The organism is Rhodococcus sp. HM1 (assembly GCF_023218075.1).
Taxonomy (GTDB): domain Bacteria; phylum Actinomycetota; class Actinomycetes; order Mycobacteriales; family Mycobacteriaceae; genus Rhodococcus.
The window spans coordinates 113,144-127,639 of the sequence record NZ_JALPTB010000004.1; the positions used below are offsets into that span (position 1 = coordinate 113,144).

Consider the following 14,496-nt stretch of genomic DNA (forward strand, 5'->3'; position numbering starts at 1 on the left):
TTCGGCCTCCTGTGCGACCCCGGGACGCGGCCGATTCGTTTCGGGGACGCGAAACGCGCGTATCAATCGTGTTTCACGCCCGCCCGCGACCGGCGGATTTGCAATGACGCCGCCCGTTTCGCCCGGAATCTGTGCACCGAACAGGCCTCGAAGGTGACAGGATGGTCGCAGTCGGGGGTCGCCTGTGCGGCCTCACCATGCAGCGCGCCGGCCATCGGCGTGCCCTCGAATCGGCCCATAGGTGAAAGGACGCACGTGTCGTACCTGCTGCGTGTCCAGCTACCCGATCGACCCGGTAGCCTCGGCGCGCTCGCCGTAGCCCTCGGATCGGTCGGCGCGGACATCCTGTCGCTCGATGTCGTCGAACGCGGCGCCGACTTCGCCATCGACGATCTCGTCGTCGACGTCGAGCCCGGCAAACTTCCCGACACGCTGATCACCGCCGCCGAAGCGCTCGACGGCGTCACCGTCGACTCCATCCGTCCATACGCGGGCATGCTCGACACCCACCGCGAACTCGAGCTGATCGACCAGGTCGCCACCGCGCGCGACGGCCGGCTCCAGATCCTCGCCGACGGTGCCCCGCGCGTGCTGCGCGTCGGCTGGGCCACGGTGATCGCCGTCGGCCCGAAGGGCCCCTACCGGGTCGCGGGCAGTCCCGGCGCCCCGGAGACCCACGCACTGGGCCTGCCCTGGATGCCGCTCGAGAAGCCGCAGCTGCTCGACCACGAAGCCGCGTGGGTTCCCGCGGTGTGGCGGCAGATGGACACGACACTCGCCGCCGCACCGCTCGGCTCCCCCACCCGGGTGCTCATGCTCGGACGGCCGGGTGGACCGGAGTTCCGGCCCTCCGAGGTGGCCCGGCTCGGCTACCTCGCCGGCATCATCGGCACCGTTCTGGGGTGACGCCGGGCGAACCGGGTCAGACCAGTTCGCGCACCATCGCGGTCAGTTCGACGCCGGGCACCGGCACCCAGTTGCGCTCGGCGACCGGGACGAATCCGTTGCGGTCGTAGATGCGGCGGGCGTCGACCATGGCCGGTTCGGTCGAGATCACCACGGCGCGGTCCCCGCGCTCGTACGCGGTGTCGAGGGCGTGCCGGACGAGGGCCGATCCGACCCCGCGGCGTCGCGCGGCCGGTGCGACCGCGAGCATCCGCAGTTCGAGTTCGTCCTCTTCCGCGATGTCCGCGAGGCGCGACTTCGGTTCGGCCAGGGTCAGCGAACCGACGATCTCGCCGTCCGCGACCGCGACGACGACCTCGCCCTGAGCGTTGCGGGTCGCCGTGTCGCGCAGCCGTGCCACGTACGGATCGTCGGGTTCGACGAAGCCGCCGCCGACGTACACGTCGACGGTGAGGTCGCCGACGGTCTCGTACTCGTCCGGGCTCACACGCCTGATTTCGATCATTTGTGCACTATGACAGCCGATCCCGCGGCCACCCAAAACGCCGGAACGCGATCCTCACCACACTCAGTCGTCGTCGGTGTCCTCGCCCGTGCCCGTCACCGCGTCCGGACCGAACTCGAGCAGTTTCCGGAACCCGGCCTCGTCGAGGATCGGAACGCCCAGCTCGGCAGCCTTGTCGGCCTTCGATCCGGGGGCGTCGCCGATCACGACGAAGGCGGTCTTCTTCGACACCGAGCCGGCGGCCTTCCCGCCCCGCAGCAGGATGGCCTCCTTCGCCTGGTCACGGGAGAACCCTTCGAGGCTGCCGGTGACGACGATCGACAGTCCCTCGAGAGTCCGCTCGATCGAATGGTCGCGTTCGTCCTCCATGCGGACACCGGCGGCCGCCCACTTGTCGACGATCTCGCGGTGCCAGTCCACCTTGAACCACTCGTCGACCGACGCGGCGATGGTCGGTCCGACCCCCTCGACGGCAGCGAGTTCTTCCACCGACGCGTTCCGGATCCGTTCGAGGCTGCCGAATTCGGTGGCCAGCGCCCGCGCCGCGGTGGGTCCGACGTGCCGGATGGACAGTGCGACGAGGACGCGCCACAGCGGCTTGTCCTTCGCGCGTTCGAGATTCTCCAGCAGCCGCTCACCGTTCTTCGACAGTGCGCCCTTGGTGGTACGGAAGATCGACGTGGTCATCAGGTCCTCGGCGGTGAGCGCGAACAGATCGCCCTCGTTGCCGATCGCACCGGAGTTGATCAGAGCCGTCGACGCCTCGTAGCCGAGCGCCTCGATGTCGAACGCGCCGCGCCCGGCCACATGGAAGACGCGTTCGCGCAACTGCGCCGGACAGAACTGCTGATTCGGGCACCGCAGATCGACGTCGGATTCCTTCGCCGGCGCGAGAGGCGTTCCGCACTCGGGACATTCGGTGGGCATCACGAATTCGCGCTCGGTGCCGTCGCGCAGGTCGACGACCGGACCGAGCACTTCCGGAATCACGTCACCCGCCTTGCGCAGCACCACGGTGTCACCGATGAGCACACCCTTGCGGGCCACCTCGGACGCGTTGTGCAGCGTCGCCAGCGACACCGTCGATCCCGCGACCGTCACCGGTTCCATGTACGCGAACGGGGTGACGCGGCCGGTGCGGCCTACGCTGACGCGGATGTCGAGGAGTTTGGTGGTGACCTCTTCGGGCGGGTACTTGTAGGCGATCGCCCAGCGGGGCGCGCGGGAGGTCGCGCCGAGGCGCCGTTGCAGCGACATCTCGTCGACCTTGACGACGAGACCGTCGATCTCGTGCTCGACGTCGTGCCGGTGCTCGCCCCAGTACTTCATCCGCTCGACGACCGCGTCGGCGCCCTGCACGCGGAGGGTGTGCGGGGAGACCGGCAGACCCCACGCCGCGAGCGCGGTGTACGCCTCGGACTGGGTGGTCGGTTCGAAGCCTTCGAGGCGCCCGAACCCGTGGCAGATCATCCCGAGCCGCCGCTTGGCGGTGACCGCGGGGTTCTTCTGCCGCAGCGAGCCCGCGGCGGAGTTGCGCGGATTCGCGAACGGCGCCTTGCCTTCCGCGACGAGGCTCGCGTTGAGTGCCTGGAAGTCCTCGAGGCGGAAGAACACCTCGCCGCGCACCTCGAGCACGCTCGGGACCGGGAAATCGTCGGTGCCCGTGATCCGTTCCGGGATGTCGTCGATGGTCAGCGCGTTGAGCGTGACCTCTTCCCCGGTTCGGCCGTCGCCGCGGGTCGCCGCGCGCACGAGTTTGCCGTTCTCGTACACGAGGTTCAGGGCGACGCCGTCGATCTTGACCTCGCAGAGGTAGTGCAGGTTGCTGCCGGCCTCGGACTCGACACGGGCGAGCCAGCCGCGCAATTCGTCCTCGGTGAAGACGTTGTCGAGGCTGAGCATCCGCTCGAGATGGTCGACGGCGGTGAAGTCGGTCGCGAAGCCGCCGCCGACGAGCTGGGTCGGTGAATCCGGCGTGCGCAGCTCCGAGTACTGCTCCTCGAGCGCGTTCAGTTCGCCGAGCAGCTGGTCGAACGCGCCGTCGGAGATGATCGGGGCGTCGCGCACGTAGTAGCGGAACTGGTGCTCGCGCACTTCCTCGGCGAGCTGTTGCCAGCGCTCGCGGGCCTCGGGAGGTGCGGTGACGGCTGCGCTCGTCGATTCACCCTCTGCGCTCGTCGCTTCACCCACAGCGTCCGTCGATTCACTCACAGCCCGCAAGCCTAGTCGAGGTCGCCGACAGTTCCCGGTCGCACGGCCCGGGCGATCAGAGGGATTCCGGGTCCTCGGTGAACGCCGCGGCCACGTCGCGGGTCAGGCGCAGCGCGGTGCGCGCCCACTCCGGGTCGGCCCCGGCCAGCCCGCAGGCGGGGGTCACCGCGACCGAGCGCAGGGCCGCTCGGGGGAAGCCGAGCCGGTCGATCAAGGTCACCGCCGGTGCCGCGACCTGCCGCCACGTCGGCGGCGTGGCCGGCGCGGTCGTGGGGATCAGGCCGAGCAGCAGGGTGGTGCCGGAGTCGAGGAGCTCGCCGATGCCGTCGAGGTCGGCGGCCGACACCCGGGCGACATCCAGCGCGACCGCGTCCGCGGCGCTCGCCCGCAGCAGCCCGGTCGGTACGGTCCCGCCGCAGCAGTGCACGGCGACCGACCGCCGCGTCGCCTCGATCGTCGTGTCCAGCACGTGCTGGGTCTCCGGTTCGGGCATCGCGGCAACGGACTCGAGAATCGTTCTGCCCGTGAGGGTTCCGGCGAGTACGTCCGGCAGGGCCGGTTCGTCGAGCTGGACGACGACCGTGGCTCCGGTCCGCCGGGTGACTTCGGCGGCGTGCCGGGACAGGCCCTCCCCCAGCGATTCGGAAAGGTCGCGTACCGCACCGGGATCGGTGAGGACGCGGCGGCCGGTGACCAGTTCGGTGTGCGCGGCGAGTGTCAGCGGACCGGCGGACTGCACCTTCACGGTGGGGCCGGGGCCGAGACCCGCGTTCTCCCAGGCCTCTTCGAACGCGTCGAGATCCTGGTTCAGCAGATCCTCGGCGCGGGCGGCGATCGTGCCGCGACGACCGGTGAGCCGGTAGCCGGTGGTGGTGCCGTCGAGGTGCAGATCCACCAGCAGCGCGCTCGCCCGGCCGATCATGTCCGCCCCGAGTCCGCGGGCGGGCAGTTCGACCAGGTGCGGGAGCGCGGCGAGTTCGCCGAGGATCACCGCGGCGGATTCACGCGCGTCGACGCCGGGCCACGATCCGATTCCGGTCCCGATGCCCGCCCAGCGTCCGGGACCTTCCGGGGCCGCGGTCACCGGCCGCCGGTCGCGGCGGCGATGGTGCCGCTGCCCACGACGATGTCCCCGGCCGGATCCGGCCGGTAGAGCACGGCGGCCTGACCTGCGGCGACACCCGTGAGCGGCTCGCGCAGCGAGATCTCGATGCCGGTGCCGACCGCCTCGGCGACCGCGGGGGCGATCCCTCCGTGGGCGCGGACCTGCACGACGCACTCGATCGGTCCCTCCGGGGCGACACCCGAGGTCCACACCGCACGTTCGGCGGTGATCGAGCGCACCTGCAACTGTTCGGCCGATCCCACCTTCACGGTGCCGCTGTCCGGGTCGATCTCGGTCACGTAGCGGGGACGGCCGTCCGGTCCGGGTCCGGCGATGCCGAGCCCCTTGCGCTGGCCGATCGTGAATCCGTGCACGCCTTCGTGTTCGGCGAGCACCGCTCCGGAGTCCGCGTCGACGACCTTGCCGGGCCGCACGCCGATGCGGGCACCGAGGAACGCACGGGTGTCACCCGACGGGATGAAGCAGATGTCGTGGCTGTCCGGCTTGTTCGCGACGGCCAGCCCACGCTCGGCGGCCTCGGCACGGATCAGCTCCTTGGGGGTGTCCCCGACCGGGAACATCGCCCGCGAGAGCTGCTCGGCGGTGAGCACCGCGAGCACGTACGACTGGTCCTTGTCGGCGTCGACGGCACGGCGCAGCACCCCGTCGTTCAGCTGGGCGTAGTGGCCGGTGGCGACGGCGTCGAAGCCGAGCGCGACCGCCCGGTCCGCGAGCGCCGAGAACTTGATCTTCTCGTTGCACCGCAGGCACGGGTTCGGGGTCTGCCCCGCCGCATACGACGCGACGAAGTCGTCGATCACGTCTTCCTTGAAGCGATCGGCGAAATCCCAGACGTAGAAAGGGATTCCGAGCACGTCGGCGGCACGCCGGGCGTCACCGGCGTCCTCCTTCGAGCAGCAGCCGCGCGAACCCGTGCGCAGCGTGCCGGGCGCCGTCGACAGCGCCAGATGCACACCGACGACCTCGTGTCCGGCATCGACGGCGCGGGCCGCGGCCACCGCCGAGTCCACACCGCCGCTCATCGCCGCGAGAATCCTCATCGTCCGTCACCTCCACGACCGGCAGCGCTCGCCAATCCGGCGGCGCGCGCCCGTTCCACCACCTGCGGCAGAGCCGCGATCACCGCGTCCACGTCGGCACGAGTCGAGGTGTGCCCCAACGAGAATCGCAACGAACCGCGTGCGATGCGCGGATCGGCTCCCATCGCGATCAGCACGTGGCTGGCCCGGGCGACACCGGCCGTGCACGCCGAACCGGTCGAGCACTCGATTCCCGCCGCGTCGAGCAGCATCAACAGCGAATCCCCTTCGCAGCCGGGGAAAGTGAAGTGCACATTGCCGGGCAGACGGTTCGCGCCGCGCGGTCCGTTGAGGATCGCTTCGGGGATCACGTCCTCGATGCCGGCGACGAGCGCATCACGCAGCGCAGCGAGTCGGGCAGTGGTCGCGTCGAGGTCGGTGACCGCCGCGTGCAGCGCCGCGGCCATGCCGACGATCGAGGCGGTGTCCTGCGTGCCCGAGCGGATGTCGCGTTCGTGCCCGCCGCCGTGGGCCAGCGGCACGCACGGCACCTGGCGGCCCAGCAGCAGCGCACCGGTGCCCTGCGGGCCCCCGAACTTGTGCGCCGCGACCGTCATGGCGGACAGGCCGCTCGCCGCGAAATCGACGGGCAGGTGGGCCACGGCCTGCACCGCGTCGCTGTGCATCGGCACGTCGAACTCGGCGGCGACCGCGGCGAGTTCGGGGATCGGCATCACGGTGCCGACCTCGTTGTTGGCCCACATGACCGTCACCAGCGCGGTGTCGTCGGCGTGCTCGGACAGTGCGGCCCGCAGCGTCTGGGGATCGACGCGCCCGTCCGCGTCGACGGGCAGCCACGTCACCTCGGCGTTCTCGTGTTCGACGAGCCACTCGACCGCGTCGAGCACGGCATGGTGTTCGACCGCGCTCGCGATCACCCGGTTCCGGCGCGGGTCCTGCGCCCGGCGGCCCCAGAAGATGCCCTTGACCGCGAGGTTGTCGCCCTCGGTGCCGCCGGAGACGAACAGCACCTCGGACGGACGGGCCCCGAGATCGGCGGCGATGGACTCGCGGGCCTCCTCGATTCGGCGGCGCGCGGCGCGGCCGGAGCCGTGCAGCGACGAGGCGTTGCCGACCGTCGCGAAGACCTGCGTCATCGCCTCGATCGCCGCAGGCAGCATCGGGGTGGTCGCGGCGTGGTCGAGGTAGACGGTCTTCGGGGAGCCGGATGTGCCGGCGGTGGGCGAGGTCATGACCGGTCCAGGATAGCGGGTGCCGGGTCGGTCCCCGACCGCTCGCTGGCCCGCGGCCGCAGCCGCAACCGTGACCGGCATCTCACCCGGCTCGCCTCGTACCGCACGTTCGCAGCGCGCCGCCAGCGCGCGACGGTCGGTGCCGGGCGGCTGGAGGGGTGCGAGCACGACGTCGGCCACGGTGCCCCGGTGCCGCAGCATCCGGCGGATCGCCTCACCGATCGTGTCGTCGCCGACGAACGCGGGAGCGGTCGCGACCGCGCCGGCGCGGCCGAGATAGCGCAATCGCACCGGCTGGACGGGACATCCGGCGTCGACGGCGGCCTGGAACAGCGCAGCCCGGAAGCGGCCGTGCGCCCGCCCACACCACGTGGTGCCCTCCGGGAACACCGTGACACGGTCACCGGCCTGCAGGCGGGTGCGGATCCCGGCGACGACCTCCGGCAGCTCGCGCAGGTTCTCGCGCTCGATGGGGATGACCCGCATACGCCGCGCGAGCGTCCCGAGCGTGCCCCAGCCGAGCAGGTCGGCGCGGGCGACGAATCCGGACGGTGCGATCGCGGTGAGCACCAGAACGTCGATCCAGGACACGTGCGGAGCGACGACGAGGACGCCCGACCCGCGTCCGGTCTCGGCGTCGTCGCGCAGGTCGGTGATCGTCGGCCGCACGCCCGCGCAGCGCAGCAACGCCCGCGCACAGCCCCGCACCAACGCGACGCGAGCGGCGGCGGGCAGCAGGCGTCCTGCGGCGAGGACCGGCACCGCGGCCAGGACGACGAGCACGACCAGCCACCGCCCCGCGCATGTGAGAAGACTCACACGATCCGGGTCGCGCGGAAGGCAACTCGTGTCGCACGGACTGGAGGGCATCCAGGGGTGGGTCCGGACGCTCACGCCGGGACCGCCGCGACGCGATCGGCCTGCTCCGCGGCGCTGCGCAGCCTCGCCAGGTAGCGCGCGTCCGCGTCGTGGAGGTTCAGCAGCGCCACGAAGTCGGCGACCCCGAAGTCCGGGTCGTGGGCGGGTTCGCCGCAGATCCGGGCCCCCAGCCGCAGATATCCGCGCAGCAGCGGGGGCAGCACGGCGCGGGCGGCCCGGTCGGTCGCCGGCACCGGACGCAGCGGCTGCACCCGGTGCCCGGGCGTCGCGGCGTGGCGGGTGAGAAGGACGTCGCGAACCGCGAGGACGTTGGCGCCGTGAACCTCGCCGGGGTGGGCACGCATCGGAACCGACACGCACCCGAAGACCCAGGTGTGGCCGGTAAGTTCCAGGTATCGCAGGATGCCCGCCCACATCAGCGTGAGCACCGTCCCGGAGCGGTGCGCCGGGTCGACGCACGCGCGGCCCATCTCGACCGCGCCGAGCCCGTGCGGGTCCAGCACGGTCAGGTCGAACTCGGTCGCGGTGTAGTAGCCCCCGGCGGCGCGGGCGGCATCGGGCGGCAGCATGCGGTAGCAGCCGACGATGGTGCCGGTGTGACGGTCGTGGACGAGCAGGTGATCACAGAACGCGTCGAACCGGTCCTCGTCCAGATCACCGGCTCCGGCCGGCAGCCGGAATCCGGGTTCGGCGGAGAACACGCGGCGGCGCAGGCGTTGCGCGGCCTCGAAGTGTTCCGGATCTGCGGAGACGAACAGGGAGTAGCGCGGTCCGGACAGCACCGGCGCGGGGTCGAGACGCGGACGGGCGAGCACCGACGGTGTGGTCATGGTGCAGGTGTATCGGGCCGGGGCGGCCGCCCGGCGGCACCGCGATGACTCCGGGATGCACGCGCGGTGAACACCTTTCCGACGATCCCGACACCCGATACGCCGCAGCCCCGCTCCGGCATGCCGGAGCGGGGCTGCGCGCGAGCGACGAGGAGCTACAAGGATCAGCCCTTGTGCTTCTTGATCGCCTCGGTCAGCTGCGGCGCGACGTTGAACAGGTCGCCGACGACGCCGTAGTCCGCGATCTCGAAGATCGGGGCCTCTTCGTCCTTGTTGACCGCGACGATGGTCTTCGAGGTCTGCATGCCGGCGCGGTGCTGGATGGCACCGGAGATGCCGAGCGCGACGTACAGCTGCGGCGAGACCGTCTTACCGGTCTGGCCGACCTGGAACTGGCCCGGGTAGTAGCCGGAGTCGACGGCGGCACGCGAGGCACCGACGGCGGCACCGAGCGAGTCGGCGAGCTCCTCGACGACCGAGAACTTCTCGGCCGAACCGACACCGCGACCACCGGAGACGACGATCGACGCCTCGGTGAGCTCGGGGCGGTCGCCGCCGACGACGGGCTCACGCGAGGTGATCTTGACGGCGGACTCTTCCTGAGCCGGAACCTCGACGGCGACGCGCTCGGCGGCACCGGCCTGCGGCTGCGCCTCGACGGCACCCGGGCGGACGGAGATGACCGGGACCTCACCGTTGGCCTTGGCGTCGACGGTGAACGCGCCACCGAAGATGGAGTGGACGGCGGAGCCGTCGGACTTGACCTCGATGACGTCGACGAGGAGGCCGGAGCCGATGCGCGCGGCGAGGCGGCCCGACACCTCCTTGCCCTCGACGCTCGCGGCGGTGAGCACGGCGGCCGGGCCGACGGACTCGACGAGCGAGGCCAGGACGTCGACCTTCGGGGTCACCAGGTAGCCGTCGATGTCGTCGGACTCGGCGGCGTAGACCTTGGCGGCGCCGGCCGCGGCGAGCGCGTCCTGCAGCTTGTCGGCGGTGCCGGCGGGGCCGGTGACGACGGCGGCGGGCTCACCGAGCGCACGCGCTGCGGTGATGAGCTCGATGCTGACCTTCTTCAGCGCGCCCTCGGCGTGCTCGACGAGCACGAGTACTTCTGCCATTGCTTCTTTCTCCCTTGGTAAGTCTGCTGTTTCGCGTGGGCGCGGATCAGATGATCTTCTGGGCGACGAGGTACGCAGCGATCTTGCTGCCGCCGTCACCCTCGTCGGTGACGCGCTCGCCAGCGGTACGCGCGGGCTTGGGGGTGACACCGGTGACGGTGGAGCCGGCGTTGGCGACGCCGAAGATCTCGGGGTCGAGACCGATGTCGGCGAGCGTGAGGGTCTGAACTTCCTTCTTCTTCGCGGCCATGATGCCCTTGAAGGACGGGAAGCGCGGCTCGTTGATCTTCTCGGTGACCGAGACGATGGCCGGGAGGGATGCCTCGAGGCCGAAAACGCCCTCGTCGGTCTCGCGCTCGCCGGTGGCCTTGCCGTCGGCGATGGTGAGCTTGCGCAGGTGCGTCAGGTGGGGAAGACCGAGGTATTCGGCGATGATCGCCGGGACGGCGCCGACGCGGCCGTCGGTGGCCTCGTTACCGGCGATGACGAGCTCGACACCCTCGATCTGACCGAGCGCGGCAGCCAGGGCGTACGCCGTCTGGATGGCGTCGGAGCCGTGGAGGGCCGGGTCGTTGAGGTGGATGGCCTTGTCGGCGCCCATGGACAGCGCCTTGCGGATCGCGTCGGTCGCCCGGTCGGGACCGGCGGTGAGCACGGTGACCTCGCCCCCGTCGCGCTCCTTGATGAGCAGGGCCTCTTCGACGGCCCGCTCGTTGATCTCGTCGAGCACGGCGTCCGCGGCCTCGCGGTCGAGGGTGTAGTCGCCGTCGGTGAGCTTGCGCTCGGACCACGTGTCGGGGACCTGCTTGATCAAAACGACGATGTTCGTCATGGGTCTACGTCGACCTCCTGTTGTATCGCTGCTTTAGGGATCGGGCGAGGCACTGCCTGGACCGAGCACTCGTGTTTCGCACGGGGTGTGCGTTAGATTACCTCACGCTAAGTTACCCACCAGTAACTTGGCAAGAGATCCGGTTCACCATAACCACCCGAAGGGAACGAGAGGCCTGTGATGTGGACCACCCCGAACAGGGAGAACAGTGATACGTCTAGTCTCTGGGCGGTGAGCGACTCCACCGTCCGCGCAGACGAAGCGCAGCAACTGCCCCTCACCGGCGAGCGAACCGTCCCCGGCATTGCCGAGGAGAACTACTGGTTCCGTCGCCATGAGGTGGTCTACCGCGAGCTGCTCGCGCGATGCACCGGACGAACCGTCCTCGAGGCCGGCTGCGGTGAGGGCTACGGCGCCGACATGATCGCCGACGTCGCCCGGCGCGTCATCGGACTCGACTACGACGAGAGCGCCGTCGCCCACGTGCGCGCCCGCTACCCGCGCGTGGACATCCGCCAGGGCAACCTCGCCGACCTGCCCCTCGACGACGAATCGGTCGACGTGGTCGTCAATTTCCAGGTCATCGAGCACCTCTGGGACCAGGCGCAATTCCTGCGCGAGTGCCACCGCGTCCTCGTCCCCGGCAGCGAACTGCTGGTGAGCACCCCGAACCGGATCACCTTCTCCCCCGGCCGCGACACCCCGCTCAACCCGTTCCACACCCGCGAACTGAACGCCGCCGAACTGACCGAACTGCTCGTAGAGGCCGGTTTCCGCGTCGAACTGATGACCGGCGTGCACCACGGCCCCGCGCTGCGCGCCCTCGACGCCAAGCACGGCGGCTCGTTCATCGACGCGCAGATCGAACGCGCCCTGGCAGGCGAGCCGTGGCCCGCCGATCTGACCGCCGACGTCGCGGGCGTCGCCGTGGACGACTTCGTCCTCGATCCCGAAAACATCGACGCGAGCCTGGATCTGGTCGCCATCGCGGTGAAGGACCCAGCGCGGTGACCACCCGCGAACCGGGCATGTTCGCCCTCGTGCTGCACTCGCACCTGCCGTGGCTCGCCAATCACGGGCGTTGGCCCGTCGGCGAGGAATGGCTCTACCAGTCCTGGGCCGCAACGTATCTGCCGGTCACCGACGTCCTGCACCGGCTCGCCGCCGAAGGCCGCACCCGGCTGCTCACCCTCGGCGTGACGCCCGTGCTCGCCGCCCAACTGGACGATCCGCACTGCCTGACCGGCATGCACCACTGGATCGGCAACTGGCAGTTGCGCGCTCACGAAGCGGCCGGGATGGCCGAGCAGTCGTACCGCGACCTCGGCGCCCGCGAGCACCGCCTCGCCGGCGAGGCGCTCGAACAGTTCGAAACCCGTTGGCGCCACGGCGGTTCCGCGGTCATCCGCGGACTGATCGACGCCGACGCGATCGAACTGCTCGGAGGTCCGCTGGCCCATCCCTTCCAGCCGTTGCTCGATCCGCGCCTGCGCGCGTTCTCGTTGTCGGAAGGTCTGTACGACGCGCAGGCCCGCTGGCAGCACACCCCCCGGGGGATCTGGGGACCCGAGTGCGCCTTCACCCCCGGGATGGAGACCGGGTACGCCGCCGCCGGCGTCGAGCACTTCATGGTCGACGGACCCGCCCTGCGCGGCGACACCTCCCTGGGCCGCACGGTGTGGGACTCCGACGTCGTGGCGTTCGGCCGCGATCTGCAGGTCTCCTACCGCGTGTGGTCACCGAAGTCCGGCTACCCCGGGCACGCCGCGTACCGGGACTTCCACACCTACTGCCACGACACCGGACTCAAGCCCGCCCGGGTCACCGGCCGCACCGTGCCCTCGCACGAAAAGGCGCCCTACGACCCGGATCTCGCATCCGCGACCGTCGACAAGCACGTCGCCGACTTCGTCGAGACCATCCGGAGACGGCTGCGCAGCGAGTCGGCCCGGATCGGCCGGGACGCGCTCGTCGTCGCCGCGTTCGACACCGAACTGTTCGGGCACTGGTGGTACGAGGGCCCACTGTTCCTGGAACGGCTGCTACGGGCGCTGCCCGAGGCCGGCATCGAGGTCGGCACTCTCGCCGACGCCCGCGACCGCGGCTACGTCGGCACCCCCGTCGAACTCCCCGACTCGTCGTGGGGATCCGGCAAGGACTGGCGGGTCTGGGCCGGCGAACAGGTCCAGGACCTGGTGCAACTCAACGACGAGGTCGTCCGCACCACCCTCGACACCCTCGACAAGGACCGCGCCACCGCCGCGCCCGGTCTGCCCGCGCTGCGCAACCGCGTCCACGACCAGATGCTGCGCGAGGCGCTGATGGCGGTCTCGAGCGACTGGGCGTTCATGGTCAGCAAGGACACCGCCGCCGGATACGCCCGCGACCGCGCGCACAAGCACGCGCACGCACTGCGCGAGATCGCCGACGCCGTCGCGGCCGGCCGCCACGACGCGGCCGCGCGCCTCGCCGACGGCTGGAACCGCGCCGACAACCTGTTCCCCGCACTCGACGCACGTCGACTGCCGAACGGAGAGCCGACATGAGAATTCTCATCGTCTCGTGGGAGTACCCGCCGGTCGTCGTCGGCGGACTCGGTCGCCACGTCCACCACCTGGCCACCGAACTCGCCGCGGCCGGTCACGAGGTCGTCGTCCTGTCCCGGCGTCCCACCGGAACCGACGCGTCCACCCACCCCACCCTCACGCACATCGCGGAGGGCGTCCTGGTGGTCGCGGTCGCCGAGGACCCGCCGCACTTCGACTTCGGCGAGGACATGCTCGGCTGGACCCTGGCCATGGGTCACGCGATGGTCCGTGCGGGTGTCGGCCTGAGCAAGGGCGGCATCGGCGAGGGCTGGACGCCCGACGTCGTGCACGCGCACGACTGGCTGGTCGCGCACCCCGCGATCGCGCTCGCCGAATACTTCGACGTGCCGCTCGTGTCCACCCTGCACGCCACCGAGGCCGGGCGGCACAGCGGCTGGCTGTCCGGGAAGATGAACCGCCAGGTGCACTCGGTCGAGTGGTGGCTGGCGAACGAATCCGATTGGCTCATCACGTGTTCCGCCTCGATGCGCGACGAGGTCGCGGAGCTGTACGGGCCGGATCTGCCGTCGATCTCGGTGATCCGCAACGGCATCGACGTCACCACGTGGTCGTACCGCGACCGCGAGCCCCGCACCGGTCCGGCGCGGCTGCTGTTCGTCGGACGGCTCGAATACGAGAAGGGTGTACAGGACGCGATCGCGGCGCTGCCGAAGATCCGGCGGTCGCATCCGGGGACGACACTCGTCGTCGCCGGTGAAGGCACTCAGTTCGAATGGCTGCGCGAGCAGGCCCGCGTCCACCGGGTCGCCCGGTCGGTGACCTTCCTCGGCAACCTCGACCACACCGAACTGCTCGGCTGGCTGCACGGGGCCGACGCGATCGTGCTGCCGAGCCGCTACGAGCCGTTCGGGATCATCGCGCTCGAGGCCGCGGCCGCCGGCACCCCGCTCGTCGCCTCCACCGCCGGGGGTCTCGGCGAGGCCGTCGTCGACGGTGTCACCGGGCTGTCGTTCCAGCCGGGCGATGTGGCCGGGCTCGTCTCGGCGGTGCGGGAACTGCTCGACGACCCCGACGCCGCCCAGGAACGCGCACGCGCTGCCCGCGCGCGGCTCACCGACGACTTCGACTGGCGGCAGGTCGCCGAGGAGACGGCCCAGGTGTACGCGGGCGCCAAGCGGCGGGTGCGGCATCCGCTGGCGCGTCCGAGCATCCCGCAACGTCCACTCCCCGATCGCGGATGACCCGCGCCTCGTGCGCGTTTTCGG

12 protein-coding genes and 1 pseudogene are annotated in these 14,496 nt (G+C 70.9%); 4 read left to right on the forward strand and 9 right to left on the reverse strand.

The window, feature by feature from the left end:
* Nucleotides 1-255 precede the first annotated feature (255 nt).
* The gene (locus M1M07_RS03830; RefSeq protein WP_248673340.1) at nucleotides 256-906 is read left to right on the forward strand and encodes an amino acid-binding protein; all 651 of its coding nucleotides are present in this window, start codon (nucleotides 256-258) and stop codon (nucleotides 904-906) included.
* 16 nt (nucleotides 907-922) lie between these two features.
* Here M1M07_RS03830 and M1M07_RS03835 read toward each other — a convergent pair whose 3' ends face one another.
* The 9 genes and pseudogenes from M1M07_RS03835 to M1M07_RS03875 form a co-directional block, all read right to left on the reverse strand.
* Complete coding sequence (locus tag M1M07_RS03835; RefSeq protein ID WP_197257373.1) at nucleotides 923-1,411, reverse strand: GNAT family N-acetyltransferase; 489 nt, start codon at nucleotides 1,409-1,411, stop codon at nucleotides 923-925.
* A 63-nt stretch (nucleotides 1,412-1,474) separates the two neighbouring features.
* The gene (gene ligA / locus M1M07_RS03840; protein WP_308200765.1) at nucleotides 1,475-3,601 is read right to left on the reverse strand and encodes an NAD-dependent DNA ligase LigA; all 2,127 of its coding nucleotides are present in this window, start codon (nucleotides 3,599-3,601) and stop codon (nucleotides 1,475-1,477) included.
* 76 nt (nucleotides 3,602-3,677) lie between these two features.
* Nucleotides 3,678-4,706, reverse strand: a complete 1,029-nt coding sequence (locus tag M1M07_RS03845) for a methionine synthase (protein ID WP_248673341.1) — start codon at nucleotides 4,704-4,706, stop codon at nucleotides 3,678-3,680.
* The gene (gene mnmA, locus M1M07_RS03850; RefSeq protein WP_197251306.1) at nucleotides 4,703-5,788 is read right to left on the reverse strand and encodes a tRNA 2-thiouridine(34) synthase MnmA; all 1,086 of its coding nucleotides are present in this window, start codon (nucleotides 5,786-5,788) and stop codon (nucleotides 4,703-4,705) included. Before mnmA ends, M1M07_RS03845 begins: the two co-directional genes overlap by 4 nt.
* Entirely contained in the window at nucleotides 5,785-7,020 is a 1,236-nt protein-coding gene (locus tag M1M07_RS03855; RefSeq protein ID WP_231610205.1) for a cysteine desulfurase family protein, read from the reverse strand. The genes mnmA and M1M07_RS03855 overlap by 4 nt, the downstream gene beginning before the upstream one ends.
* A gap of 294 nt (nucleotides 7,021-7,314) precedes the next feature.
* Nucleotides 7,315-7,890, reverse strand: a pseudogene (locus M1M07_RS03860) (lysophospholipid acyltransferase family protein); the annotation flags it as partial.
* A gap of 20 nt (nucleotides 7,891-7,910) precedes the next feature.
* The gene (locus M1M07_RS03865) at nucleotides 7,911-8,729 is read right to left on the reverse strand and encodes a GNAT family N-acetyltransferase (RefSeq protein ID WP_197251308.1); all 819 of its coding nucleotides are present in this window, start codon (nucleotides 8,727-8,729) and stop codon (nucleotides 7,911-7,913) included.
* Nucleotides 8,730-8,893: 164 nt separating this feature from the next.
* Nucleotides 8,894-9,850 carry an electron transfer flavoprotein subunit alpha/FixB family protein gene (locus tag M1M07_RS03870; protein WP_197251309.1) on the reverse strand — a complete coding sequence of 319 codons (957 nt, stop codon included), beginning with the start codon at nucleotides 9,848-9,850 and terminating at the stop codon, nucleotides 8,894-8,896.
* A 46-nt stretch (nucleotides 9,851-9,896) separates the two neighbouring features.
* Nucleotides 9,897-10,682 (reverse strand): electron transfer flavoprotein subunit beta/FixA family protein, encoded by a 786-nt coding sequence (locus M1M07_RS03875; RefSeq protein WP_197251310.1) that lies wholly within the window; start codon nucleotides 10,680-10,682, stop codon nucleotides 9,897-9,899.
* 177 nt (nucleotides 10,683-10,859) lie between these two features.
* Here M1M07_RS03875 and M1M07_RS03880 point away from each other — a divergent pair, with 177 nt between their 5' ends.
* From M1M07_RS03880 to M1M07_RS03890, 3 genes are read left to right on the forward strand one after another with little or no spacing between them, the layout of a single operon-like run.
* Nucleotides 10,860-11,693 (forward strand): class I SAM-dependent methyltransferase, encoded by an 834-nt coding sequence (locus M1M07_RS03880; RefSeq protein WP_248673342.1) that lies wholly within the window; start codon nucleotides 10,860-10,862, stop codon nucleotides 11,691-11,693.
* A gap of 17 nt (nucleotides 11,694-11,710) precedes the next feature.
* Nucleotides 11,711-13,228, forward strand: coding sequence for a glycoside hydrolase family 57 protein (locus M1M07_RS03885; RefSeq protein WP_197251343.1), 1,518 nt, complete (start codon nucleotides 11,711-11,713; stop codon nucleotides 13,226-13,228).
* A complete protein-coding gene (locus M1M07_RS03890) occupies nucleotides 13,225-14,472 on the forward strand; it encodes a glycosyltransferase family 4 protein (protein ID WP_197251311.1) in 1,248 nt (415 codons plus the stop codon). The genes M1M07_RS03885 and M1M07_RS03890 overlap by 4 nt, the downstream gene beginning before the upstream one ends.
* Nucleotides 14,473-14,496 lie beyond the last annotated feature (24 nt).

Bases quoted from the DNA above. Each gene is read 5' to 3' on its own strand.
- M1M07_RS03835 (WP_197257373.1), bottom strand. From the start codon at position 1,411: ATGATCGAAATCAGGCGTGTGAGCCCGGACGAGTACGAGACCGTCGGC.
- mnmA (WP_197251306.1), bottom strand. From the start codon at position 5,788: ATGAGGATTCTCGCGGCGATGAGCGGCGGTGTGGACTCGGCGGTGGCC.
- M1M07_RS03855 (WP_231610205.1), bottom strand. From the start codon at position 7,020: ATGACCTCGCCCACCGCCGGCACATCCGGCTCCCCGAAGACCGTCTAC.
- M1M07_RS03865 (WP_197251308.1), bottom strand. From the start codon at position 8,729: ATGACCACACCGTCGGTGCTCGCCCGTCCGCGTCTCGACCCCGCGCCG.
- M1M07_RS03870 (WP_197251309.1), bottom strand. From the start codon at position 9,850: ATGGCAGAAGTACTCGTGCTCGTCGAGCACGCCGAGGGCGCGCTGAAG.
- M1M07_RS03875 (WP_197251310.1), bottom strand. From the start codon at position 10,682: ATGACGAACATCGTCGTTTTGATCAAGCAGGTCCCCGACACGTGGTCC.
- M1M07_RS03885 (WP_197251343.1), top strand. From the start codon at position 11,711: ATGTTCGCCCTCGTGCTGCACTCGCACCTGCCGTGGCTCGCCAATCAC.
- M1M07_RS03890 (WP_197251311.1), top strand. From the start codon at position 13,225: ATGAGAATTCTCATCGTCTCGTGGGAGTACCCGCCGGTCGTCGTCGGC.